Annotated in this window: 28 protein-coding genes; 10 read left to right on the forward strand and 18 right to left on the reverse strand. The window is 59.8% G+C overall.

Features of this window, described 5'->3' with window-relative positions; translation table 11 throughout:
• Window positions 1–4 precede the first annotated feature (4 nt).
• Genes AC1UK9_RS07555 through AC1UK9_RS07565 form a run of 3 tightly spaced genes read right to left on the reverse strand, consistent with a single transcriptional unit; the run spans window position 5 to window position 2313 of the window.
• Window positions 5–568: a peptidylprolyl isomerase gene (locus AC1UK9_RS07555; protein ID WP_473014777.1), complete on the reverse strand. Its 564-nt coding sequence runs from the start codon at window positions 566–568 to the stop codon at window positions 5–7.
• Window positions 569–571: 3 nt separating this feature from the next.
• A complete protein-coding gene (locus AC1UK9_RS07560; RefSeq protein WP_482579786.1) occupies window positions 572–1375 on the reverse strand; it encodes an alpha/beta fold hydrolase in 804 nt (267 codons plus the stop codon).
• Window positions 1376–1389: 14 nt separating this feature from the next.
• A complete protein-coding gene (locus AC1UK9_RS07565; RefSeq protein ID WP_025110609.1) occupies window positions 1390–2313 on the reverse strand; it encodes a PA3225 family LysR-type transcriptional regulator in 924 nt (307 codons plus the stop codon).
• A gap of 49 nt (window positions 2314–2362) precedes the next feature.
• Here AC1UK9_RS07565 and AC1UK9_RS07570 point away from each other — a divergent pair, with 49 nt between their 5' ends.
• The 3 genes from AC1UK9_RS07570 (at window position 2363) to AC1UK9_RS07580 (ending at window position 4727) form a co-directional block, all read left to right on the forward strand.
• Entirely contained in the window at window positions 2363–2677 is a 315-nt protein-coding gene (locus tag AC1UK9_RS07570; protein ID WP_025110608.1) for a hypothetical protein, read from the forward strand.
• Between the two features lie 228 nt (window positions 2678–2905).
• Window positions 2906–3505: an FMN-dependent NADH-azoreductase gene (locus AC1UK9_RS07575; RefSeq protein ID WP_473014779.1), complete on the forward strand. Its 600-nt coding sequence runs from the start codon at window positions 2906–2908 to the stop codon at window positions 3503–3505.
• 355 nt (window positions 3506–3860) lie between these two features.
• Window positions 3861–4727, forward strand: coding sequence for a carboxylate/amino acid/amine transporter (locus AC1UK9_RS07580; protein WP_482579787.1), 867 nt, complete (start codon window positions 3861–3863; stop codon window positions 4725–4727).
• A 110-nt stretch (window positions 4728–4837) separates the two neighbouring features.
• Here the strand turns inward: AC1UK9_RS07580 and AC1UK9_RS07585 are convergent, their stop codons facing one another.
• Complete coding sequence (locus AC1UK9_RS07585) at window positions 4838–6136, reverse strand: mechanosensitive ion channel family protein (protein ID WP_025110604.1); 1299 nt, start codon at window positions 6134–6136, stop codon at window positions 4838–4840.
• Between the two features lie 191 nt (window positions 6137–6327).
• Here AC1UK9_RS07585 and AC1UK9_RS07590 point away from each other — a divergent pair, with 191 nt between their 5' ends.
• Window positions 6328–7668 (forward strand): DEAD/DEAH box helicase, encoded by a 1341-nt coding sequence (locus tag AC1UK9_RS07590; RefSeq protein ID WP_025110603.1) that lies wholly within the window; start codon window positions 6328–6330, stop codon window positions 7666–7668.
• A gap of 63 nt (window positions 7669–7731) precedes the next feature.
• Here the strand turns inward: AC1UK9_RS07590 and AC1UK9_RS07595 are convergent, their stop codons facing one another.
• The 4 genes from AC1UK9_RS07595 to AC1UK9_RS07610 all read right to left on the reverse strand — a co-directional run bounded on the left by AC1UK9_RS07595 (window position 7732) and on the right by AC1UK9_RS07610 (window position 10274).
• Complete coding sequence (locus AC1UK9_RS07595; protein ID WP_482579788.1) at window positions 7732–8331, reverse strand: hypothetical protein; 600 nt, start codon at window positions 8329–8331, stop codon at window positions 7732–7734.
• A 12-nt stretch (window positions 8332–8343) separates the two neighbouring features.
• Window positions 8344–8928, reverse strand: coding sequence for a papain-like cysteine protease family protein (locus AC1UK9_RS07600; protein WP_473014782.1), 585 nt, complete (start codon window positions 8926–8928; stop codon window positions 8344–8346).
• A 242-nt stretch (window positions 8929–9170) separates the two neighbouring features.
• Window positions 9171–9446 carry a hypothetical protein gene (locus tag AC1UK9_RS07605; protein WP_473014783.1) on the reverse strand — a complete coding sequence of 92 codons (276 nt, stop codon included), beginning with the start codon at window positions 9444–9446 and terminating at the stop codon, window positions 9171–9173.
• A gap of 90 nt (window positions 9447–9536) precedes the next feature.
• Window positions 9537–10274, reverse strand: a complete 738-nt coding sequence (locus tag AC1UK9_RS07610; protein WP_482579789.1) for a DUF899 domain-containing protein — start codon at window positions 10272–10274, stop codon at window positions 9537–9539.
• A 176-nt stretch (window positions 10275–10450) separates the two neighbouring features.
• Between AC1UK9_RS07610 and AC1UK9_RS07615 the strand changes: the two genes are divergently transcribed.
• Window positions 10451–10843: a hypothetical protein gene (locus AC1UK9_RS07615; RefSeq protein WP_025110598.1), complete on the forward strand. Its 393-nt coding sequence runs from the start codon at window positions 10451–10453 to the stop codon at window positions 10841–10843.
• Between the two features lie 115 nt (window positions 10844–10958).
• On the opposite strand, the gene AC1UK9_RS07620 is transcribed toward AC1UK9_RS07615, so the two are convergent.
• From AC1UK9_RS07620 to AC1UK9_RS07630, 3 genes are all read right to left on the reverse strand, one after another.
• Window positions 10959–11828: a DUF6279 family lipoprotein gene (locus AC1UK9_RS07620; RefSeq protein WP_025110597.1), complete on the reverse strand. Its 870-nt coding sequence runs from the start codon at window positions 11826–11828 to the stop codon at window positions 10959–10961.
• 71 nt (window positions 11829–11899) lie between these two features.
• Window positions 11900–12616, reverse strand: coding sequence for a TorF family putative porin (locus AC1UK9_RS07625; protein WP_473014785.1), 717 nt, complete (start codon window positions 12614–12616; stop codon window positions 11900–11902).
• Window positions 12617–12820: 204 nt separating this feature from the next.
• On the reverse strand, window positions 12821–13009 hold the full coding sequence (locus AC1UK9_RS07630; RefSeq protein WP_016985943.1) for a hypothetical protein: 189 nt from the start codon (window positions 13007–13009) through the stop codon (window positions 12821–12823).
• A 350-nt stretch (window positions 13010–13359) separates the two neighbouring features.
• Here AC1UK9_RS07630 and AC1UK9_RS07635 point away from each other — a divergent pair, with 350 nt between their 5' ends.
• The 3 genes from AC1UK9_RS07635 to AC1UK9_RS07645 all read left to right on the forward strand — a co-directional run bounded on the left by AC1UK9_RS07635 (window position 13360) and on the right by AC1UK9_RS07645 (window position 15820).
• Window positions 13360–14196 carry a CvfB family protein gene (locus AC1UK9_RS07635; RefSeq protein WP_025110595.1) on the forward strand — a complete coding sequence of 279 codons (837 nt, stop codon included), beginning with the start codon at window positions 13360–13362 and terminating at the stop codon, window positions 14194–14196.
• 45 nt (window positions 14197–14241) lie between these two features.
• On the forward strand, window positions 14242–14634 hold the full coding sequence (locus AC1UK9_RS07640) for a DUF2177 family protein (protein ID WP_029977628.1): 393 nt from the start codon (window positions 14242–14244) through the stop codon (window positions 14632–14634).
• Between the two features lie 253 nt (window positions 14635–14887).
• Complete coding sequence (locus AC1UK9_RS07645; RefSeq protein WP_025110594.1) at window positions 14888–15820, forward strand: DMT family transporter; 933 nt, start codon at window positions 14888–14890, stop codon at window positions 15818–15820.
• On the opposite strand, the gene AC1UK9_RS07650 is transcribed toward AC1UK9_RS07645, so the two are convergent.
• Window positions 15765–16946 carry an MFS transporter gene (locus tag AC1UK9_RS07650; protein ID WP_482579790.1) on the reverse strand — a complete coding sequence of 394 codons (1182 nt, stop codon included), beginning with the start codon at window positions 16944–16946 and terminating at the stop codon, window positions 15765–15767. The two genes, AC1UK9_RS07645 and AC1UK9_RS07650, sit on opposite strands and share 56 nt — an antisense overlap.
• A gap of 104 nt (window positions 16947–17050) precedes the next feature.
• Here AC1UK9_RS07650 and ptrR point away from each other — a divergent pair, with 104 nt between their 5' ends.
• Both ptrR and AC1UK9_RS07660 read left to right on the forward strand, forming a co-directional pair.
• Window positions 17051–17944 carry a putrescine utilization regulator PtrR gene (ptrR, locus tag AC1UK9_RS07655; protein WP_025110593.1) on the forward strand — a complete coding sequence of 298 codons (894 nt, stop codon included), beginning with the start codon at window positions 17051–17053 and terminating at the stop codon, window positions 17942–17944.
• Between the two features lie 142 nt (window positions 17945–18086).
• Window positions 18087–18215, forward strand: a complete 129-nt coding sequence (locus tag AC1UK9_RS07660; protein WP_003184145.1) for a PA1414 family protein — start codon at window positions 18087–18089, stop codon at window positions 18213–18215.
• 196 nt (window positions 18216–18411) lie between these two features.
• Here the strand turns inward: AC1UK9_RS07660 and AC1UK9_RS07665 are convergent, their stop codons facing one another.
• The 6 genes from AC1UK9_RS07665 to speB form a co-directional block, all read right to left on the reverse strand.
• Window positions 18412–18660, reverse strand: a complete 249-nt coding sequence (locus AC1UK9_RS07665; RefSeq protein WP_025110592.1) for a hypothetical protein — start codon at window positions 18658–18660, stop codon at window positions 18412–18414.
• A 42-nt stretch (window positions 18661–18702) separates the two neighbouring features.
• Window positions 18703–19428 (reverse strand): MBL fold metallo-hydrolase, encoded by a 726-nt coding sequence (locus tag AC1UK9_RS07670; protein WP_482579791.1) that lies wholly within the window; start codon window positions 19426–19428, stop codon window positions 18703–18705.
• A 132-nt stretch (window positions 19429–19560) separates the two neighbouring features.
• Window positions 19561–20940, reverse strand: a complete 1380-nt coding sequence (locus tag AC1UK9_RS07675; protein ID WP_482579792.1) for a sodium:solute symporter family protein — start codon at window positions 20938–20940, stop codon at window positions 19561–19563.
• A gap of 158 nt (window positions 20941–21098) precedes the next feature.
• On the reverse strand, window positions 21099–22610 hold the full coding sequence (locus AC1UK9_RS07680) for a purine-cytosine permease family protein (RefSeq protein ID WP_482579793.1): 1512 nt from the start codon (window positions 22608–22610) through the stop codon (window positions 21099–21101).
• A 55-nt stretch (window positions 22611–22665) separates the two neighbouring features.
• Window positions 22666–23088: a YybH family protein gene (locus AC1UK9_RS07685; RefSeq protein ID WP_027614575.1), complete on the reverse strand. Its 423-nt coding sequence runs from the start codon at window positions 23086–23088 to the stop codon at window positions 22666–22668.
• Between the two features lie 10 nt (window positions 23089–23098).
• Window positions 23099–24049, reverse strand: a complete 951-nt coding sequence (gene speB / locus AC1UK9_RS07690; protein ID WP_003222717.1) for an agmatinase — start codon at window positions 24047–24049, stop codon at window positions 23099–23101.
• Window positions 24050–24200: the final 151 nt, after the last annotated feature.

Consider the following 24200-nt stretch of genomic DNA (forward strand, 5'->3'; position numbering starts at 1 on the left):
CAGCTTAGTCGATGACTTTGGCCGACTTGATGATCACAGGGTCGGAAGGCACGTTTTGCATGCCTTGCCTGGTAGTGGTTGGCGAGTTGACGATGATGTCGACCACGTCCATGCCTTTCACCACTTTGGCGAACACCGCGTAACCGGCGTCACGGCCCGGGTCGAGGAAGTCGTTGTCCTTCACGTTGATGAAGAACTGGCTGGTGGCCGAGTTTGGATCGGAGGTGCGGGCCATCGACAAGGTGCCGCGAACGTTATGCAGACCATTGCTGGCTTCGTTCTTGATCGGCGCCTTGGTTTCTTTCTGCTGCATCTGAGGTGTGAAACCACCGCCCTGAGCCATGAAGCCCGGGATCACACGGTGGAAAATGGTGTTGGTGTAAAAACCGCTGTTGACGTAATCCAGAAAGTTCTTGGTACTGATCGGCGCCTTGACCGGATCCAGTTCGATTTCGATCTGGCCGTTGGTGGTGTCCAGCAGCACGTGCGGTGCTTTGGCAGGCGTGGCAGCCATCAGGTTGGCAGCAAACAGCACAGTGCCGGCGGCGAGGGCAAGTTTTTTCAGCATGGGTCAGTGATCCTGAGATTGAATATCGGCTGCGGCAAGAAACTCCAGCAGCGTTTGGTTGAAGCGTTCGGGTTGATCGAGCGGGGTGGCGTGGCGCGAATCGGCGATCACCACCAGCCGCGCATCGGGCAGCAGTTTTACATAGGTTTCTTTCAGCGCCACCGGCGTGTAATCACGGTCGGCGCTGACGATGAGCGTTGGACAGGTCACGCGCGAAAGTCGTTCCTGAACCCCCCAGCCAACAATCGCATCGAAGCTGGCGAGATAAGCACGTTTGTCGTTTTTTGCCCAGCGCTCGGCCATTTTCTGCCGCAAATCGGCCTGCTCGGGTTTCGGGAACAGTTTGCTGCCCAGTGCTTTGCCAATGGTCGCGAGGCTGAGTACGCGCATCAGGCTCCAGCGCTTGAACCACTGCCAATAATCGTCGCGACTGCGGATTTTGACTTCGGGGGCGCTGTTGACGATGGTCAGGCTTTTAAGCCTCTGCGGCTGATCAACGGCGAACTGAAAGCCGATCATCCCGCCCATCGACAGCCCCACGTAGTGCACCGGACCGAGGTTCAGGTGTTCGATCAATGCCAGCAGATCGGCGCTGAAACCGGCGATGCTGTAGCGCTCGCGAGGTTTGTCCGAGCGACCGTGACCGCGTATGTCCGGAACGATCACCCGGTAGTGCGCCGACAGCGCCGGGATCTGCATTTCCCAGTCCAGGGTGCTCGAGCCGAGCCCGTGAACCAGCAGCAACGGCGTACCGTGGCCATATTCCTCGTAGTGCAGGTTGCAACCTTCGTGCTCGAAATAGGCCATCGGTGAACTCCGTGTCAGGCTTGTTCGGGGGCGGCGAACGGCGCGTCCAGCGGTAATGTGTCGAAGGTGCGCAACAGTTCGATGAGGATTTGCGTCGCCGGGCCCAGTGGTTTGTCCTTGTTCGAATACAGGTAGAAGCTCGGGTTACGGCTGCCGCCCTGATCCAACGGTAGCAGCTTGAGCGTGCCTTCCTTCAATTCCCGTTCGATCATGTGCCGTGGCAACCAGGCAAAGCCCAGGCCACTGCTGACGAATGTCGCGGCGGTGGCGAGGCTGCCGACGGTCCAGCGCTGTTCGGCGCCGAGCCAGCCGACGTCGCGCGGTTGCTGGCGACCGGAGTCGCGGATCACCACCTGCATCTGGGTTTCCAGATCCTGGAAGCTCAGCTCGCGGTTGAGCCGATGCAGGGCGTGATCCGGGTGGGCGACGGCGACAAACTCGACGTCGCTCAATTCCGCGCCGAGGTAGCCGGGGATGCTCAGGCCGGTAATGGCCAGATCGGCCACGCCTTCAAGCAACACTTCTTCTACACCCGACAACACCTCCTCGCGCAGGCGCACGCGGCAGCCGCGACTCTGCGGCATGAACGCGGTCAGTGCCCTGACGATGCGCGCGCTCGGGTAAGCGGCATCGACCACCAGTCGCACCTCGGCCTCCCAGCCTTGCTCCATATGGTGGGCGAGGTCTTCCAGTTGGCTGGCCTGTTTCACCAGTTGCCGTGAGCGGCGCAGCAGCACGCCACCGGCCTCGGTAAGCACCGCTTTACGCCCGTCGATGCGCAGCAAAGGCACGCCGAGCTGATCCTGCATGCGGGCGACGGTGTAACTCACCGACGATTGCGAACGGTGCAGTGCCTCGGCGGCCTGGGCGAATCCGCCATGGTCGACCACGGCCTGCAATGTTCGCCATTGATCAAGGGTCACGCGGGGCGCTTTCATCAATAGCTCCTCTTGTCCTAAGCTGGCCGTCCCTCATGGAGACTGGCGAATGAAAAAATTCTGTTGTGTGGTGCTAGCGTTGCTGCCGCTGACTGCGTTTGCTTACCCGATCGATGTGCAGAAGAGCCTCAATGGCCTGAAGATCGACTACGAAACCTACGACACCGATAAAGACATTGGCTCGATCCGCGTCGCCAACTACGGCGATGTCGATGCGCTGTGCAAAGCCGTGTTCAGCAATGGCCCGGAAGCACCGCGTACACGCAACATCGAGGTGCCGGCCGGCAAACATACAAACGCCACGGCCAAGTTCTCACGCGAGATCATCAGGCTGCGCATCGAACTGAGCTGCAGCCCGAAATAATATCGATCCCTGTGGGAGCGAGCCTGCTCGCGAAGGCGTAGGGTCAGTCGACACAGTCTCTGACTGATGCACCGCTTTCGCCAGCAGGCTCGCTCCCACAAAGGCTTAGACGCATCTAAACGAATTATTCGATGCTTTGCAGCAATTATTTGCGCTTTTTCATCGATCCAACCCTGTTTAACCTTCACTCCATCGACCTACAACATTCTCGGATGGAGACTACACACCATGTCCCGCGTTCTGATCATCGAAAGCAGCGCCCGCCAGCAAGACTCGGTTTCCCGTCAACTGACCCAGACCTTTATCGGTCAGTGGAAAGCGGCGCATCCCAACGATCAGATCACTGTGCGTGACCTCGCCGTGAACCCGGTGCCACACCTGGACGCCAACCTGCTGGGCGGCTGGATGAAGCCTGCCGAGCAGCGCAACGCCAACGAGCAATCATCGCTGGACCGCTCCAACGAGTTGACCGATGAGTTGCTGGCCGCCGACGTGCTGGTGATGGCTGCGCCGATGTACAACTTCGCGATCCCGAGCACCCTCAAGGCCTGGCTCGACCACGTGCTGCGTGCCGGCGTGACCTTCAAGTACACCGAAACCGGCCCGCAAGGCCTGCTCAGCGGCAAACGTGCCTACGTGCTCACCGCTCGCGGCGGCATCTACGCCGGCGGCCCGGCGGATCATCAGGAACCGTACCTGCGTCAGGTCATGGGCTTCATCGGCATCCACGACGTGACCTTCATTCACGCCGAAGGCATGAACCTGGGCGGCGACTTCCAGGAGAAGGGCCTGAATCAGGCCAACGCCAAACTGTCTCAGGTCGCTTGATCGGTTAATCGCCAGATAATCGCCGATTGTTTTAGTGACCTGGCGCAACCCCTTCAAGGTTCTACGCGCATCGAACCTCCCTTTGCACTTGTTGCTCCTGAGTGCTGTAGCCCGATTGAACGCTTTAGCGAGATCGGGCTTTTTTTTGCCTGGAATTATCTGAGCAACGTGTAAACCCTGTGGGAGCGGGCTTGCTCGCGAAGGGGCCGTGTCATTCGATATCAATGCGCAATGACACAGCGCTTTCGCGAGCAAGCTCGCGCCCACAATGGATCCGTGTTCCTGCAAGGGATTTTGTGTTGGTTGCACAATGTAAAACCCGCTATCGTCGCTGCCATTCGAAACAGAGGCGACCATGGGCTATCTACTTTTTGTCACGCTGATCCAGGCGTTTTCCTTCAGTCTGATCGGCGAATACCTCGCCGGGCATGTCGACAGCTACTTTGCGGTGCTGGTGCGTGTGGTGCTGGCCGGGCTGGTGTTCATCCCGCTGACCCGCTGGCGCTCGGTGGAACCTGCGTTCATGCGCGGCATGCTGCTGATCGGCGCGCTGCAGTTCGGCATCACCTACGTCTGCCTGTACCTGAGCTTTCGTGTGCTGACGGTGCCGGAGGTGCTGCTGTTCACCATCCTCACGCCGCTGCACGTGACGCTGATCGAAGATGCGCTGAACCGCCGTTTCAACCCGTGGGCGCTGGTGGCCGCATTGGTCGCAGTAGGTGGCGCGGCGGTGATTCGCTTTGACCGGATCAACCCGGACTTCTTCATGGGCTTTTTGCTGCTGCAACTGGCCAACTTCACCTACGCCGCCGGACAGGTGCTGTACAAGCACCTGGTGGCGAAACACCCAAGCGACCTGCCGCATTACCGGCGTTTCGGCTTCTTCTACCTCGGTGCATTGGCGGTAGTGTTGCCGGCGTTTCTGCTGTTCGGCAAAGCCGACTTTCTGCCTGAAGCGCCGCTGCAGTGGGGCGTGTTGCTGTTTCTCGGGCTGGTCTCGACGGCGCTGGGTCTGTACTGGTGGAACAAAGGCGCGTGCCTGGTCAATGGCGGCACGCTGGCAGTGATGAATAACCTGCATGTGCCGGTGGGCTTGCTGCTGAATCTGCTGATCTGGAATCAGCACGAGGAACTGGGCAGGTTGTTCCTCGGCGGGAGTGTCATCCTCGCAGCCGTATGGATTAGCCGTTTAGGTATCCGCAAAGTTCCAACCATCGGATAACCCCTGTGGGAGCGGGCTTGCTCGCGAAAGCGATGTGTCATTCAAAGATTATGTTGACTGATTTGACGCCTTCGCGAGCAGGCTCACTCCCACAGTTTTGATCGGTGGCGTTACATCAAGTGTTTCTGGGTTTGCGGAATGTGCGCCGAACCCAACACCGCCGGCAACAACCCCGACCGCAAATCCCCGCCACTCGGCTGCTGATACAGGCTCAACCCAAACTCCGGCAGCACCGCCAGCAGGTAATCGAAAATATCCCCCTGAATCCGCTCATAGTCGGCCCACGCCGTGGTGCTGGTGAAGCAGTAGATTTCCAGTGGAATGCCCTGCGCGGTGGTCTGCATCTGGCGGACCATGCAGGTCATGTTCGGCTGGACCTCCGGGTGGCTCTTCAGGTACGCCAGTGCGTAAGCGCGGAAGGTGCCGATGTTGGTCATGCGTCGCCGGTTGGCCGACATCGCCGCGACGTTGCCCTGCGCCTCGTTCCACGCCTTGAGTTCGGCTTTCTTGCGGCTCATGTAGTCGGTCAGCAGGTGCACCTGGGAGAGCTTTTCCTCTTCATCGTCGCGGATGAAGCGCACGCCGCTGGCATCGATGAACAGGCTGCGTTTGATCCGCCGCCCACCGGACTGCTGCATGCCGCGCCAGTTTCTGAACGACTCGCTCATCAGGCGCCAGGTCGGGATCGAGACGATGGTCTTGTCGAAATTCTGCACCTTGACCGTGTGCAAAGTGATGTCGACCACGTCGCCATCGGCGCCGACCTGAGGCATTTCGATCCAGTCGCCGACCCGCAGCATGTCGTTACTGGTCAGTTGCACGCTGGCGACGAACGACAGCAGGGTGTCCTTGTAGACCAACAGAATCACCGCCGACATCGCACCCAGGCCGGAGAGCAGCAACAGCGGTGAACGGTCGATCAGGGTGGCGACGATGATAATCGCGCCGAACACGTACAAGACCATTTTCGCCAGTTGCACATAGCCTTTGATCGACCGGGTGCGGGCGTGTTCGGTGCGCGCATAGATGTCCAGCAACGCGTTGAGCAGGGCGCTGACCGACAGCAGCAGGAACAGGATGGTGAAGGACAGCGCCACGTTGCCGAGGAAGGTCATCGCGGTTTTGCTCAGTTCCGGCACCAGGTGCAGGCCGAACTGGATCACCAGCGACGGCGTCATCTGCGCCAGGCGCTGAAACACCTTGTTGTGGCGAAAGTCGTTGATCCAGTGCAGCGCCGGCTGGCGACCGAGCATGCGGCTGGCATGCAGGATCAGATAGCGCGCCACTCGTCCGAGGACCAGCGCGATGACTAATAGCAGCATCAGCGCCAGGCCGGATTGCAGGAACGGGTGCTGTTCGAGGGCACCCCAGAGGTCTTGGGCGTTGAGCCAGAGCTGTTTGAAATCCATGTGAGCAACGATTCTTCTGTAAGACGCGATGGGCGATTAGAGCATTTAAGACGCTGTGTATTACCGATGGAGACAAATCGAGCAACAAAAAAGCCACTGATTACGCCCGTTTGTATAAAGAAACTCGGCCTGAGCGCTCGAAACCGGTAACCTATGCAGCTGTTTTTTTGCATATCTTCGAGGTAGCACCCGTGTTTTCCCAATTCGCCCTGCACGAACGCCTGCTCAAAGCCGTGGCCGAGCTGAAATTTGTCGAGCCAACGCCGGTGCAAGCAGCGGCCATTCCGCTGGCGCTCCAGGGGCGTGACCTGCGGGTGACGGCGCAAACCGGTAGCGGCAAGACCGCCGCTTTTGTCCTGCCGATCCTCAACCGCCTGATCGGCCCGGCCAAGATCCGCGTCAGCATCAAGACGCTGATCCTGTTGCCGACCCGTGAACTGGCCCAGCAGACCCTGAAGGAAGTCGAACGCTTCTCGCAGTTCACCTTCATCAAGTCCGGCCTGATCACCGGTGGTGAAGACTTCAAGGTCCAGGCCGCGATGCTGCGCAAGGTGCCGGATATCCTGATCGGCACCCCGGGCCGGATGATCGAGCAACTCAACGCCGGCAACCTCGACCTCAAAGAAGTCGAAGTGCTGGTACTCGACGAAGCCGACCGCATGCTCGACATGGGTTTCGCCGAAGACGTACAGCGTCTGGTCGACGAATGCCCGAACCGGCAGCAGACCATGCTGTTCTCCGCGACCACCGGCGGTTCCGGCCTGCGCGACATGATCGCCAAGGTGCTGAACAACCCTGAGCACTTGCAGCTCAATGCGGTCAGCCAACTGAACTCGACCACCCGTCAGCAGATCATCACCGCTGATCACAATCAGCACAAAGAGCAGATTGTGAACTGGCTGCTGGCCAACGAGACCTACCAGAAGGCCATCGTCTTCACCAACACCCGCGCCATGGCCGACCGCATCTACGGCCGCCTCGTGGCTCAGGAATACAAGGCGTTCGTGCTGCACGGCGAGAAAGACCAGAAGGATCGCAAACTGGCGATCGACCGTCTGAAGCAGGGCGGCGTGAAGATTCTGGTGGCTACCGATGTGGCGGCCCGTGGCCTGGACGTTGATGGCCTGGATCTGGTGATCAACTTCGACATGCCACGCAGCGGCGACGAATACGTGCACCGTATCGGTCGTACCGGCCGTGCCGGCAACGACGGTCTGGCGATCTCGCTGATCTGCCACGGCGACTGGAACCTGATGTCGAGCATCGAGCGCTACCTGAAGCAGAGCTTCGAGCGCCGCACCATCAAGGAAGTCAAAGGCACCTACGGCGGGCCGAAAAAGGTCAAGGCCTCGGGCAAGGCTGTCGGCGTGAAGAAGAAAAAGACCGACGCCAAGGGCGACAAGAAGAAAACCGCCGCCAAGACCCCGACCAAGCGCAAGAGCGCCAACCGTCCGAAGCCGGATTCACTGGTGAGCAGCGACGGCATGGCACCGCTCAAGCGTCGCAAGCCGGCAGAGCCTGCGGCTGAGTAAGTCGCCTTCAGCGGCCAATAAAAAACCCGGACAGTGTCCGGGTTTTTTTATACGCAGCGTTTGTCAGCTGCCCAGTTGCCCACTGGTATCGGCGTCAAAGCGCTGTTTGGCGCGATCAGCCGCCGGTTTGAGCAGTGCCAGCAGTGCCGCTTCGCTGTACAACCGCGAGTCGCCCAGCGCCTTGGGCGTCGGCTCGATCGGAATCAGCACATCCTCGCCGTCCGCATGCAGCCAGATCGCCACGACGTGCAGGGCCGAAACAAACAGCACGCGCAATTCGACGGTTTTGCCTTGCAGTTGCGGCACCTGTTCTGCCAGTTTCAATGCGCCCACGGTGTCGGTGGCCCGGCTGCCATGGTTCAGCGAAGAGAACTCGACGTGGCCGCGAACCTCCGCCAGTTGCGCATCGGCAATGGTCACGCCGTCGGCAAACACCAGATAGTGCCAGTCACTGATACGCGCATCCCGCAGGCCTTTGCCCTGGCTCAGGTCGTCCAGTGTCAGCGAATAACCACGATAGGCTTCGCTCAGGCTGATCTTCGCCGGTGTGGCGTTGGCGAATTGGTGATTGATGCCCAAGCCTTGGGTTTGCAGTGCGGCTTGCAGCGCCGGACGCAGGGTCTGAACGCCGTTGGAAGGCGCCTTTGGATAAGTCAGTTGCATGATGTCGCCCTCCTAGTTTTTTGCGGTGAAGTAAGTGTGGGTCCAGTTGCCGCCGCCGTTGTATGAACCGGGGAACGCGTTCAGTGCACGGGTCGAGTAACCGTAGATCGAGTCGGCGACCAGCACGTAGTTGCCGTTGGTGCCATAAATCGTCAGGAAGTGCGCACCGCCGCCGTACCAGGCACAGCGCAGGCCGACCGGGCGGCCCATGTTGATCTGGTTCTGGATGGCCGACATCTGCAGCGAACCCTGATTCATGCCGTTGTAGCTACGGGTGGTTTGCAGGGCCGAATCCAGATAGCCGTAGACGTTGCACGGTCCCGGCTGATTGCAGCAATTGCGGTCCAGTTGGGTACTGGCGACACCGCACTGGGTCCAGGACCCGGTGCCGTAGTAGTTGCCGACCGAGGCGGAAACGGCTGCCCAGCACCAGTTGGTCTGAGTCTGTTTCTGCATCGTGAAGTTGAGGCTGGCGGCGGCCAGTGCAGATGTATGCGCTGCGGTTTCAACTTCGACCAGTTGCGGGTCGAGCAGGTGGCCGACGAGGCACCTTGGCAGGCTCTCGCCGGTGAACGATGTTGCTTGAGTGGTTAACATTTTTCAGTCCTCCATGAATGAAAACAAGCATCCAGCTTGTGTGGGGTGTTGCGGTATTGCCGAGCGATCGGTGGCTAACGGTTGCCATGTTCGATGGCTGGTGCCGATCTCCTTGCTCGAACTAACCGTAGTCACGTATATGCATTTGTGCAAATAAATAAATGCACAAATGCATTTTCAAGGGTAAAAAAACGCAGCCGGACGGGTGTTGCCGCAGGCTGCGATTTGTTGATTAGCTATGATCAACCCTCGGTTTTCTTCTCGGCCGAGTCGAGTTCTTTCAAGCGCTGATCAATCAGCTGACATTTGTCCGGCAGATCGGCGCTGGCGGTACCAAGGTCCATCTTCTGCAGCTCGGCGTTGATTTCCTTGGCCTTCGCCGGATTCTGTTCGGTGAGCCTGGAGACTTCCTTGGCCAGTTGTTCACGTTTGGCGGTGGCTTCCTCGGGCGTGCAGGCCCACACGGGCAGGGAGCAGGCGAAGGTGGCGGCGAGGGTCAGCTTGAGCAGGGTTTTCATGGGGGCAGGCCTCCGTTCCGGATAAGGCGGGTTAACCGGTGGAGGCCTTGGGGCGCTGAAAAGTTCAGTCAGGCTCGCCGGTACAGGTTGCTATTCGCCGCCGTGGCAGCAACCGGACTTGCTGGCACGCTCATACTGATCATGATGGCGCACCCACTCCATGATCTCGTCTTCATTGCGGCCCTTGGGCGTCAGGTCCAGGTAGTTGTAGGCACCGACCAGCATGTCCAGCCCACGGGCGTAGGTTGAATAGGTGTGAAAAATCTCTCCGGCCTGATTGCGATAAAACACGCTCAGCCCCGGCATTTCTTCTTCGGCACTGTCAGTTTTTTCGTAGTTGTACGTCGCCTTTCCGGCCTTGGCGTCGCCCTCCCGGGCGCACACGCCAAAGTCGTAGTTGAAATCGGAACCGTCTGACGACACCCAGTCGAATTTCCAGCCCATGCGCCGTTTAAAGGCCTGAAACTGTCCGAATGGCGCGTGGGAGACGGCCACCACGGCAATGTCGTGATGGGCCAGATGCTGGTTGGCGCCGTCGATGTGATCGGACAGGAACGAGCAGCCCTGACAGCCTTCCTCCCAGTCCCTGGCGAACATGAAGTGGTAAACGATCAGTTGGCTGTGTTTGCCGAACAGGTCGGCCAGCTTCAGTTCGCCGTTGGGGCCTTGAAAGCGGTAGTCCTCGTCGACTTTCACCCACGGCAGGGCGCGACGCCGGGCGCTGAGGCGGTCGCGCTCCCGGGTGAAGGCTTTTTCGTCGGCCAGATGTTGTTTTCGTGCAGCAAGCCATTCTTCACGCGACACCACCGGATGATTCTCAACGTTCATGATGATTTCTCCTGCGGGAGTTCAAACCGTGTTTGTCAGACTAGTCGTTTAACCCATGGGCAAATCGACAGACCGCCGGTCGGTCGAGGCGTGAAATGCAGCTGAACGGCTGCGACAGGCTCCGGTCACAACCTATGAACGCGCCATTAATCACGCGCACCGGAGGTTGAATCAGGATGACGACTTATAACTGGGATTTGATTGAACGCTTGCTGCACGAAGTGCAGAACAGCGCCGGCCACAGCTTTGCCCCTCGGGCGTACGCCGAGGACTATGCGGCGCAAAAAGCCAGCGCGGGCGAGCCGATCGAGAATCTGGATCACCTGAAAACGCTGGCCTGTGAATATGAACGGTTGCTGCTTTTGCGCGGGTATATCGAACCTCGTCCAGATGATCAGGGCAGCACGGGCAACAATTTCGTGCTGACGGCGCGTGGCGCTAGCCTGTTGAGCCTGATCGATAGCAGCATTCCCGGCAATGACCACCCGCGGCAGGTGCTGGATGATCAGCAGGACGCGCTGGATGAAGCGACGTTTGATGAAGTGGCGTCCAAAGCGCAGATTGCCTGACAGGTCTCCAGTGGGAGCGGGCTTGCTCGAGAATGCGGTGCATCAGACACATTAATGGTGAATGACCCAGCGCCTTCGCGAGCAAGCCCGCTGCCGCATTGGACTGGCATCTTGTTTAAGGTTTTTGCGCAGCCTTGAGGCACTTCAGATCATTGAAGTCCTTGCGTACCCCCTCGATCTTCTTCAACAACCGCTGCCGTTGCTGCGGCGTGCTCTGCGCCATCAGATCAACCGCCAGCGCACGCGCCTGGGCTTCGGTGTTGGCGTAGGCCTTTTGATAGTCCGGTGTCCATAAACGCTCGCGATTGACCAGAAGCGTCTCGATCCGTTGTGGGAATTCGGGACTTTTACGCTGGGCAACGGCCGCGCTGAATTGCTGCTGCCAGTGCGCGCGGTTGGCGATCCACTGGGTGTTCTGATCGCCCAGCGCGGTTGACCAGGCCATCACCCGTTGCTCCTGGGTGACGCTCAATGGGCCGAGCCAATCGGTCAGGCGCTTGTCCATGCGTGCGCCGCGTTCGGCGATCTGCTGGGCCAGTGGCGGTTTGACGTATTCCTGCTGACGCTTGCGCAGATCCTTGGCAAAGGCGTCGTTCATTTCAGCGACCTGTTTGTCGTCCAGCCCTTGCAGCAATTCGATGGCCGATGGCGTGATCTGGCGCGCGGTGTCAGCGATGGCCTTTTTGGCCTCCACGGTGCGTGCTTGCAGTGCGGCGTCGGTCACCTGATTGGTTTCAACCATGCCCTGCAAGCGATCCAGCCAGTCGAGGTAACCCGGCAACTGCGTGGTGCAGTGCCAGTTCAGGTGTTCCTTGAGACGTTCGTTGAACCAGTCCTTTTGCTCGCCGTTCATGTCCAGGTAGTCGCCGAGCGTCCACGGGATAATCACGTCGAGATTGCGATAGGCCAGGCCAACGCGGCTGCAGGCGCCGAGGGCGAGGGTGAAGATCAGCAGGGTGGCGAGGTGTTTGAACCAGCGAGACATGAGCGGATCCTTGCGAAAGCCTGGCGTCTGATTCTTATGTGAACGCAGGATGCTCCCGGCAGTTCAGCCGATCAATAGAACGCGCGTGCGGCCTTGAGTGTGACCAGCCCGTCGCACTCGCTGTTGTGTCCGGAGTAGGCCGAGCAATCGCTGCCGCTGAGGCTGGAGTTGCTGTAGATCAGGTCGAGGTCGATGCCCATGAATGGCCGGGAAAGTTTCACCGACCAATCGGTAAAACTGCTGACGTAGCCACCGTCCACCGAGACCGGCGAGTTCAGCTGATGGGTGGTGTATTTCATGCTGATTCCGATGCCGAACGGCTGATTGCCGCCAAGGTCGGCGAACAGCGTGTTGTTCTGTTTATCCGGATCATTGCTGAACGCTACGCCAAAGCGACTGCCGAGCAGGGTCAGACCGCCGAAAAGCTCCTGGCTGTCGAGGGTGTCTACCTTGGGATAGCTGTAGTGGATCATCCCGACTTCGTAGCCGAGGGTCTGATCGAAAGGTTGTTTAAAGCCGACGTAGGAATCGATTTCGAGGTTTTTGCCGGGAGTGATGCCCATGCTGGGCGCGTATTGGCCGACATACAGGCCACTGTCGTGGCTGAGGTCGAGGCCGCCGTGGAAGGAGCCGACTGCGGACGGCTTGACCAGTCCCTGGGCCATGCTGCGGCTGGGGGTGGTGCCGAGTTTGAGGTCGAAGTCGCCGAGCTCGCGCTGGAAAATCTGCGCGTGCGCCGATGAGCAGGCCAGCAGGCCTACAAACAATAAACAGATGGATTTGAGCATGCGTCACTCCATGAACAGCGAGCGCAGGACGTCGGGCCTGCTGAAACGCTTGATCTAGACGCGTGAAAGGATACCGGCGAATCATCGGGGTCGATGGCCGTTCGTCGATTTTTGCGGATTAATTAAACAGAAAGGGTGTGGCGCGGGTGCCAGTCCAGACGCTTCGAAGCTCAAAGCGTCTCAGGACGGGTGTATTACCGGGTATTACTTCTTGCCCAGGCTGATCTGCTTGGACGGGCCGAACGTCTGGCCGCTGACGCCTTTGGCAATTTGCTGGATTTCGCCGCCGGACTTGAGGAACGCTGCGATCTGATCGTTGATCGATTCGCTGGTTTCAACGGCTGGAGCTGGCTTTGCTTTGCTGGTGGATGCTTTTACACGCATGGCGGCCATTAACCTGTAGAAAAGTAACTCGGCCAGGCATCGTACAGGAATCACTTGACAATTGCTTGATAAATATCCCCGGGAATAACCAAGTGCGTGGGTAGATTATTCTCGATTAATTATCCGAAATATCCCCCTAAGCTACTGTTTTAAATAAGAACATTTATTTGTCGTAACTGAAATTATCTCGAATGAAACGGCGCAGCAGGCCGTGCGTTGGCCAGACGAATGGCGAGTCGCCCGTGCCAACCCGAGGAAAATCAAGGCGTCCCGACGATTTTCTTGAACCGGGTGCTCAGTCAGCGAACGAAACGGGCAAAACCGGGTAGAATGCCGCCACGCAATGAGGGTTTTGGAAAATGGCTTTAGTCGGGCGTTACAACAGTTTGCAAGTGGTTAAACACACTAACTTCGGTTTATATCTGGACGGCGGTGCCGACGGCGAAATTCTTTTGCCCAACCGTTATATCCCCAAAGATATTCCCAGCGAAGATGAAGACTGGCTCAACGTTTTTATTTATCTGGACAGTGAAGACAAACTTCTCGCCACCACTGAAAAACCAAAAGTTCAGGTCGGTGAATTTGCCAGCCTGAAAGTAGTTGAAGTCAACAGCATTGGCGTGTTCCTCGATTGGGGCCTGCCGAAAGATCTGTTGCTGCCGTACTCCGAAGAAAAGCGCCAGATGACCGCGGGCGAATACTGTGTGGTGCACGTCTACCTCGACAAGCACACGCGCCGCATCACCGCCACTGCACGTCTGGATCGCTACCTCGACAAGACCCCGGCCAACTACAGTGCCGGGCAGGAAGTTGACCTGCTGGTTGCCGAAGCCACCGACATGGGCTTCAAGGCGATCATCAACAACAAGCACTGGGGCCTGATCCACAAGAATGAAATCTTCAAGTTCATGCGTTCCGGCATGAGTGAGAAGGGGTTCATCAAGGAAGTACGCGCCGATGGCAAGATCAGCCTCAGCCTGCAACCGGTTGGCCAGGAAGCGGCCAGTAGCCTGAGTTCGAAGATCCTCGCCAAACTGCGCGATAACAACGGCACGCTGGCGGTCAGTGACAAGAGCGATCCAGCCCTGATCAGCAGCCTGTTCGGGGTCAGCAAGGGCAACTTCAAGAAGGCCATTGGTTCGCTGTACAAGGACGGCAAGATCGTCATTCACGCCGATCGCATTGAACTAACCTGAGCCCTGCGGAGCCCATGTTGTATGGGTTCACTTGAGGTCGGGCAGATGAAAAAAGCACTGATTGCCTACGGCGCCACCCTGGTGGCGTTTCTTCTGCTCGATGGCCTCTGGCTTGGCCTGTTGATGGCGCCGACCTACCGCGAACTGCTCGGTTCGCTGATGCTCGAAAAACCGCTGCTGTTACCGGCAGCGGTTTTTTATTGCCTGTACGTTTTTGGTTGCGTGCAATTTGTGGTGTTGCCGGCGCTGAGCTGGCAACGCGCGGCGCGCATGGGGGCGTTGTTGGGACTGGTGGCGTACGGCACGTATGACCTGACCAATTGGGCGACGTTGCGTGGCTGGTCGGTGCAGGTGAGTTTGATGGATTGGGCGTGGGGGACGTTTGCCACGGCTGTTGCCTGCTCGGTCGGTTTTCTAGCAGCGAAGCGATTTATGTAGTCAGCCCCGTAATTTTTGTTGTTTTGACCGACGCCTTCGCGAGCAAGCCCGCTCCCACAGGTGGCGTGCGGTCTACTGTGGGAGCGGGCCTGCTCGCGAATGGCGGCACAGCCGACAGCCATTCACCGCTGACGCAACAGACAAACTAAATGTCTTTTCCAGACGGCTTTTTCTGCCCGGCTGATTGATAATCCCCGACACCGATTTTTGACCATTGGATGGCTGCCATGTTGTGTGTGTTCGAGGTATTGCGGTGAGTGTCGAGCGGCGCAATGCCGACGGTTTTGCCTTGCAGGTAATGATCGGCCTGTGCCTGATCTGGGGCGTGCAGCAAGTGATGATCAAGTGGGCCGCGCCGGACATCGCGCCAGTGATGCAGGCGGCCGGTCGCTCGGGGATTTCCGCGTTACTGGTCGGCCTGTTGCTGTGCTGGAAGGGCGGCTGGGATCAGGTGGGCAACACCTGGCGCGGAGGTTTACTGGCCGGCGCACTGTTTGGCCTGGAGTTCTTCTTCATCGCCGAAGGCCTGCAACTGACCACGGCCGCGCACATGTCGGTGTTCCTCTACACCGCGCCGATATTCACTGCACTCGGCGTGCACTTTCTGCTGGCCAGCGAACGCCTGCGGCCGCTGCAGTGGATGGGGATTCTGCTGGCATTCATTGGTATCGCCATTGCCTTCGCCGGCGGTGTGTCGTGGGACAACCTCGACCGGCGCATGCTGCTGGGTGATGCGTTCGGGGTATTGGCCGGCGCCTGCTGGGGCGCGACCACCGTGGTGGTGCGCGCTTCGCGGCTGTCGGAAGCACCGGTGACGTTGACCCTGTTCTATCAGTTGATCGTCGGCTTCGTCGGCCTGTTGTTGATTGCGTTGTTCAGCGGCCAGATCACTCACGTCAGCCTGACCACCGTGGCGGTTGCCAGCGTGTTGTTCCAGGGCCTGGTGGTGTCGTTCTTCAGTTACCTGACCTGGTTCTGGTTGCTGCGGCGTTATCTGGCGGCCAATCTGGCGGTGTTTTCGTTCATGACGCCGTTGTTTGGCGTCACCTTCGGTGTGGTATTGCTCGGTGAACAACTGAGCGCGAACTTCGTCATCGGCGCGGTGCTGGTGTTGCTCGGCATCACTTTTGTCAGTGCTGAGCAGTGGGTGCGTCGGCGTTTGCGCAAAGCGCTCGGTCAGCAGTAGATGCTTGCAGGGCCAACCCGCCGGCAATCAGCAAACCGCTGCCGGCGATTACCAGTGCCGGTTGCAGGCCACCGCTGAAATGGCTGCTCAGCGCCGCCAGCAACGGACCGCTGAGCTGGCCGACGGCGAAGCACGCGGTCAGCAGGCCGGCGTTGCGTTGGGTGGCGTGCGGCGCCAGTTCCCGCGAACGTTGCATCACCAGTTGCATGCAGGCCAGGAATGGCATGCCGCACAACATCACGCCCAGCGCCAGGCCATAACCGCTGCCCAATAGACAGGCAAAGACCCCAAGCGCCTGCAGCCACAAGGTTGCCGTCAGCCAGTGGCGCGTGGTGTTCGGGTCGTGGCGACGCAGGCTCACCAGCAGCACACCAACCGCGGCGCCGAGGCCGAAGCACGGCCAGAACAGGTCGGCCTGCCATTGTCCGTGAAACTGCGCATTGGCCATTTGCGAGAGAAACGTGGCCGGAATGATGTAACCCACACCGTAGAGTGCATACACCGCTGCCAGTCGCGGGATGCCGCGATTCGAGTGACTGACATTGAGCGTGGTGACCGGCGTGTGAATGCCCGGTTGTGGCAGGATCCGTACGATCCCCAGCAACATCAGCAGCGCCACGGCGGCATAAATCAGCCACAGCGTGGCCGACGTCTGATTCAGCAGGTGTGAGACCAGCGCCAGCAACCCTGTCAGAAAAATTCCCAGCCCCGGCCCGGCAAATACCAGCGCGCCCAACCGTGGCCGACCCGCCGCAGCCGCCAGTGGCTGGCTCAGTGCAGTGATCATCACCAGCACCCAGGCACTCGCCACCCCGGTGCCGAAGCGCAGCAACAAATGCGACCAGAAGCCGTTGGCCCAGAACGATGCGAGGGTCAGCAGCACACACAGCCACAAGCCACCGTGCAAGCGGCGCTGAACTTGCTGCGGACGATGGGCGAGCATTGCGTCCACCGCGCCTAGCAGGTAGCCGAGGTAGTTGGCCGCCGCGATCAGACCGGCGGCGGTCAGGTCGACCTGGCCTTCGCTGAGCAGGTGCGGCATTTGCGGGGTGAGTGCGAAGCGCCCGATGCCCATGGCCATCATCAGGGCGACAAAACAGGCGGATAAGCGAATCAGTGGCGACATGGTCTGGATTCCTTTGAAGGAGCAATGACCGTCAGGCTAGAACCGATTGACTTTCTTTAAAATTGAATAATAGTGAGTAACTTGTTCTGTTCTGGAGAAGTTTTGTGGAGTTCAGCCAATTGCGGATCTTTCAGGCGGTGGCCGAGGAAGGTTCGATCACCCGCGCCGCCGAGCGTCTGCACCGGGTGCCGTCCAACCTGTCGACCCGGCTCAAGCAGTTGGAAGAGCAATTGGGTGTCGAACTGTTCGTCCGCGAGCGTCAGCGTTTGCAGCTGTCGCCTGCGGGAAAAGTCCTGCTGGACTACACCGGCAAACTGTTCGCCCTGCGCGATCAGGCCAGTGCGGCGGTGATGGGCGGGCAACCGGCGGGGGATTTTGTCCTCGGCACGCTGTACAGCACGGCGGCGATCCATTTGCCGGCGTTGCTGGCGCGCTATCACAAGCAATACCCGGCGGTGAACCTGCAAGTGCAGTCGGGGCCTAGCGGTGAGTTGCTCGAAGGTCTGGTGTCCGGGCGCCTCGATGCGGCGTTGGTGGACGGCCCTCCACAGTTGGCGGGCATTGACGGCGTGCCGCTGTGCGACGAGCGTCTGGTGCTGATCAGCGAGGCCGATCACCCGCCGATCCGCAGCGCCAAGGAGGTCGAGGGCAGGGCGGTGTTCACCTTTCGCCATGGCTGCGCTTATCGCGCACGGCTGGAGGCGTGGTTTGTTCATTATCAGGCGGCGATGGGCCGGGCGATGGAGATCGAGTCCTATCAGGGCATGCTCGCCTGTGTGATTGCCGGCAGCGGCGTGGCGCTGATGTCGGAGTCGATGCTTGCCAGTTTGCCGGGGCGCGAGAGCGTTGCGGTGCACCCGTTGGCCGAGCCGTTCGCCAGTGCGACAACGTGGCTCATGTGGCGCAAGGGCATGGTCGGGGCCAACCTCAATGCCTGGATTGAACAGCAGCAGGCGCTCTATCCCGTGGCATCGGATGAACCCCGGCAGGCGGGGTGAACCAACCGATCGGAATTCTGTTCAATTCAGTAACAGATCATTGCGGATTTGGCCGAGCATTGCGTAGGACTTCGGACTATTATCAGTGCGAAGCGGCCTCAGAATTCCGGTCGCTCAGCACTACCCTGAAGGGGGCATGACGATGAAAGAGAAAATTCAGAACTGGCTACACGATTTGGGTGTTGCCCTCGGCTTGATCGAACCGCCTCTGCAACCCGTACCAATCCGCACCGATGACGAACAGCGCCGGCGCCAGCCGCGTCGCCGTTAAGCCAAAAAGCACCGGGCTATTTGTGGCGAGGGCGCTTGCTCTCGCTGGGCTGCGAAGCGGCGCCAAAACCATTCGGCCCGGTTGTATATGGTCAATCGCATGTTCTGTGTTTGCGGCTGTTGCGCAGCCGAGCGGGAGCAAGCTTCCTCGCCACAGGGTTTCATCTCATCCCGATAGATGTGTTTGGCACTGCCTCTCAGTGGCGCCCGATCTCAATCAGAAACCTGCTCAAGTCATTCGCCGTTTTCGCGGTCTTGAGCATGTGATCCTCTTCGGCGGTGAATGCCGTCAGTCCGAATTCATCTTCCAGATGGAAGATCAGGTCTTCGATATCCGCCGTTTCCAGCCCTAATTGCACCAGACTGGTGTGGTCGTTGAATTCGCGGGTTTCCAGCAGGCGCCGGATGTAGCGGTGTACCGCGGCACGCACGGCGGCTCTTCTCATGGCAGATGTATTCGTCGTTGTTTTGACTGATTACAGCAGGCCTCAAGCGTGGCCGCGCAACCATTCGTCAATCATCGAGCGCAAATGCCCACCGGAAAAACTGCCGAAGTGCCCGCCATGCACCGTGCGGATCGGCAATGCCTGCAAGCGCCGCAGACTGGTGGCGTAATCTTGCAGATTGGAGTGGTAAGCGTCTTCGATCAGCGGCCCGTCATAGATGATGTCGCCGCTGAACAAGGTTTCGCTGGCCGCCTCATACAGGCTGATCCCGCCCGGCGAATGTCCCGGCGTGTGCAGCACTTGCAGCGTGCGATTACCCAGATCGAGCACGTCGCCGTCCTCGACAAACCCGGTAGCCGGCGCGGCCTTGACCCGGTATTCGGCGTAGCACAACGGGCAGTCCGGATGTGCTTCGAACATGTCGTCACCGACGAAGTCCCGGCTCAAGTCGTTCTCGCCATCCGGCGCGGCAAGAATATCCGCCTCGGCGCGATGCACCAGGCGTTCGGCGAATTCGTGATGCCCGGCGATGTGGTCGAAGTGGCAATGACTGGCGACGGCCACCAGCGGCCGTTCGGTGAGCCACGGCAACTGTTCGCGCAGGCTGACCAGCCCCGAGCCGCTGTCGAGCAGCAGGTCTTTGTCGCGGCCCTGCACATGCCACAGGTTGCAGCGGTAGAACGGGCGGATGTAAGGCTCGTGAATCAGCCGGATGCCGTCGCTCAGGTTTTGCACTTCAAACCATTGATCGCGCGAAACGATCTTCATAAGGCCTTTTCTCCAGACGTAAAAAACGGGTGTGGCAAGTGGGCGTGTCCTCCCTTATTTCCTGCAGGAAATAAGGGAGGACACGCCCGCGCCACACCCGTCGAAGAAAGCATCAAATCGTTACATCAAAGCTTAGATCGCGCTCGCCATCGTCGCAGGACGGCAGGAGAAAAGGCTGACCACCACAAAACTGATCAGGCCCACAGCCAGGCTGTAGTAGATCGGGGTGTTGGCGTCCAGACCGTCCTTGAACATGAACAGCAGCGCGGTAGCAAAGCCCAGGCCCATGCTGGCGATGGCGCCGGCGGTGGTCGCACGTTTCCAGAAGATCGCACCGATCAGCGGGATCAGCATGCCGCCTACCAACAGGTTGTAAGCGAGGGTCAGGGCGCTGATCACGTCATTCACCACCAGGGCGATACCCAGCACGACGACTCCGGTGAGCAAAGTGAACAAGCGGTTGATGGCCAGGCTTGATTGCTTGCCGCCACGCAGTTTCGGCAGCAGGTCTTCAGTCAGGGTGGTGGCGGCGGCGAGCAGGCCGGCGCTGGCGGTGGACATCATGGCTGCCAGAGCAGCGGCGATCACCAGGCCACGGATGCCGTCCGGCAGCGACAGTTTGACGATGGCGGCGAAGGCGTTGTTGACGTTGTCCAGATCGGGGATCAGCACGTGCGCGGCCATACCGATCAGTGCGCAGGCCAGGCCATAGACGATGCAGTAGATGCCCGCGATGCTGCCGGCGTACTGGGCGACTTTGGCGGTCTTGACGGTGAACACCCGTTGCCAGATGTCCTGACCGATCAGGATGCCAAAGAAGTAGATCATGAAGTAGGTGATGATCGTGTCCCAGCCGATGGTGGTGAAGCTGAAGGCGGTCGCCGGCAGTTTCAGCACCAACTCGTCCCAGCCGCCAACGCGGTACAGGCAGATCGGCAACAGGATGAACATCAGGCCCACGGTCTTGATGATGAACTGGACGATGTCGGTCAGGGTCAGCGACCACATGCCGCCGATGGCCGAGTAGATCACCACCACACCACCGCCGAGCAATACCGAGACCCAGAATGGCAGACCGAACAGCACTTGCAGCACGGTGCCGATGGCGAGGATCGAGGTCACGCCGATCATCAGTGCGTAGGCCAGCATTATCGCCGCGCTCGCCGAGCGGGCCATCGGGTTGTAGCGTTTTTCCAGAACCTGGGTAACGGTGTAGATCTTCAGTTTCAGCAGCGGTTTGGCGAGGAACAGGTTCAGCGCGACGATGCCGCAACCCAGTGCCGCGCACAGCCAGAAGCCGGAGATGCCGTGGACGTAGCCCAGACGTACGGTGCCGACGGTGGACGCACCACCAAGCACGGTCGCGGCCATGGTGCCCATGTACAGGCTCGGCCCCAGATTACGTCCGGCGACCAGAAAGTCCTCGTTGGTCTTGGCCTTGCGCATGCCGAAGTAGCCGAGCAAGAGCATGCCGGCGGCGTAGATGAGGACGACGAATAAATCCAAAGCCATGATGGCGTGTCTCCGATTGTCTTTTTTATGTGAGGCTGAATTCGATTTGCCCTTGTGGGAGCGGGCTTGCTCGCGAAGGCGTCGGCACATTCAAACGTGATGTGACTGACAGATCGCTTTCGCGAGCAAGCCCGCTCCCACAGAGGGTGTGTGTTTCTTCAGGCCGCCTGGCGCAGTGCCGATTTGGCCGGTGCTGACGCGCCTTGGCTGCGCGCATCCTGCGGGCCGAACACTTCCCGCGGTTCCGGGAACAGGCTCAGCAACGTCAGGTACACCACCGACGCCAGGCCCAGCGTCACCGGCAAACTGACGTCGATACCGCCGGCCATTTCACCCAGCGGGCCAACGAACTGCCCCGGCAGATTGACGAAGCACAAGCCGACCGCTGCGCTCGGAATCCACGCACCCAGACCACGCCAGTTCCAGCCGTGGCTGAACCAGTAGCGTCCGCCTTGTTCGCCGCGAGTGAACACTTGCAGGTCATCCGGGCAATAGAAGCCGCGACGCACCAGCAGACCGATGATCATGATCACCATCCATGGCGTGGTGCAGGTGATGATCAGCACGGCGAAGGTCGACACGCTCTGCACCAGGTTGGCCGCGAAGCGTCCGATGAAGATGAAGGCAATCGACAGCACGCCGATCAGCAGCGTTGCCTTGACCCGCGACAGCACCCGCGGGAACACGCTGGACATGTCCAGCCCGGTGCCATACAGCGAGGTGGTGCCGGTGGACATGCCGCCGATCACCGCAATCAGGCACACCGGCAGGAAGAACCAGCTCGGCGACACCGCCAGCAGGCCGCCCACGTAGTTGTTGGCCGCGATGTAGTCCGGCGCCTTGATCGCGACGATGGTCGCGGTGGCCAGGCCGAACAGGAACGGGATGAACGTGGCGATCTGTGACAGCACCACCGCCGCCATGATCCGCTGCTTGGACGTGTCACGCGGAATGTAGCGTGACCAGTCGCCGAGGAACGCACCGAAGGAAATCGGGTTGCTCATCGCGACCAGCGCCGCGCCGATGAACGCTGCCCAGAAGCCCGGCTGACCGAGGTTCACGGTACCGGCGTAGTTGACGTCGAACGGGCCGGCGAAGGCGAAGATGCCCAGCAGGAACAACAGGCTGGCGCTCCACACCGCGATCTTGTTCACCCACAGCAGGAAGCGGAAGCCGTAGATGCACACGGTCAGTACCAGAATCGCGAACAGACCGTAGGCCAGGCCCAGGGTCAGGTCGGTTTCCGGCAGACCGATCAGGCGTTTCGCACCACCGATCAGCGCATCCCCCGAACTCCACACCGAGAGCGAGAAAAACGCGATAGCGGTCAACAGCGACAGGAACGAACCGACGATCCGCCCGTGCACGCCAAAGTGTGCGCCAGACGACACGGCATTGTTGGTGCCGTTGATCGGACCGAACAGGCCCATCGGTGCGAGGATCAGCGAGCCGAGCAGCACGCCCGACACAATCGCCCAGACGCCGGCCTGAAAAGACAGACCGAACAGCACCGGGAAACTGCCGAGCACGGCGGTGGCAAAGGTATTCGAACCACCGAAGATCATCCGGAACAGATCCGTCGGGCCCGCGGTGCGTTCGTTGTCCGGGATCTGCTCGACCCCGTGGGTTTCAATTTGCGTAAGGCTTTGGTCGTTGTTGTTGTTATTCATGATCTGCTCCGATCATAAAGGCGCGCTCATCGTGCGTGAGCGTCACCTGTCTTGGCTAAGGGGATGGCAGCCCTTCCGGCATTGCGGACAAATGTTCATGGCAGGCCAGCCAATGGCCTTGTTGTTCTAGGCTCGACGCTTGTTTCTTGAAAACAATCGTCTCGCGCTCCTGGCTGAAGTGTTGCTCCCCTTGCATGCGCAACTCGGTGGCCACGTCATGGATAAACACCGCCACGTCACCCTGCAGGCTGACGAAGGCGTTGCTTGAGGTGCAGGAAAGCACCTCGAAGCCATCCTCGGCGCGCCAGCTGTCCCACAAGGCCTGATAGGCATCGCGCGACAGCAGGGGCTGTTCGAGGGTGTAGAACACGAAGCTCGCATCGGCGCTGAACGCGCCGAAGTAAGCCTCGCGATCGTTGCGGGCGAAAGCCGACACCAGATCGGCGGCCGCCTTCAGAACCTGATCACGTTCGTTCATGACCGAACCCTCAGCGGTGGACCACGCCAGGCAGTACGCAGAGCATTTCGTACAGCAGGTTGGCGGCCAGCAGCGAGGTGTTGCCGGTGGTGTCATAAGCGGGCGAGACTTCTACCAGATCGCAGCCGATCAGGTCGAGGCCCTGGCAGCCACGGACGATTTCAATCGCCTGAATGGTCGTCAGACCTCCGATTTCCGGGGTGCCGGTGCCCGGCGCCCAGGCCGGGTCGATGCCGTCGATGTCAAAGCTCAGGTACACCGGGCCGCCGCCGACTTTTTCGCGCACTTCGGCCATCAGCGGGGCCAGCGACTTGTGCCAGCACTCTTCGGCTTGCACGACGCGGAAGCCCTGATCGCGGCTCCAGTTGAAGTCGTCAGCGGTATAGCCCTGCGCGCGCAGACCAATCTGCACCACGCGGTCGCAGTCCAGAAGACCTTCTTCGACGGCACGACGGAAGGTCGTGCCGTGAGCGATCTTCTCGCCGAACATGTGATCGTTGACGTCAGCGTGCGCATCAATGTGCACCAGACCGACCTTGCCGTGCTTTTTATGGATGGCACGCAGGATCGGCAGGGTGATGGTGTGGTCGCCACCCAAGGTCATCGGGATCACGTTGTGCTCGAGGATGTTGTCGTAGGCTTCTTCGATGATGCGCACGGCGTCGAGCAGGTTGAAGGTGTTGATCGCCACGTCACCGATGTCGGCGACCGACAGCGAGTCGAACGGCGCGGCGCCGGTGGCCATGTTGTACGGGCGGATCATCACCGATTCGGTGCGGATGTCGCGCGGCCCGAAGCGGGTGCCTGGGCGCAGCGAAGTACCGATGTCCAGAGGCACGCCAACGAAGGCAGCGTCCAGGCCGGCAGCGGTCGGTACATGGGGGAGTCGGAGCATGGTGGCGATGCCGCCGAAGCGCGGCATTTCGTTGCCGCCCAGTGGTTGGTGAAGAATCTTGTCCACGGGTAGGGCCTCATCGTCTTTGTTTTATTTATGTCGGCGCACCGTTCAACACAGGTTCGGACGCCGCTGTGGGGCCGATTCTGCGAAATGTAGTGGAGGGGAAGAATCGCTACGGGCAAATACTTAGTTCAGATTTTTCTAAACTAATGCC

It is taken from the genome of Pseudomonas sp. AK-TSAG1-1 (genome assembly GCF_056821665.1).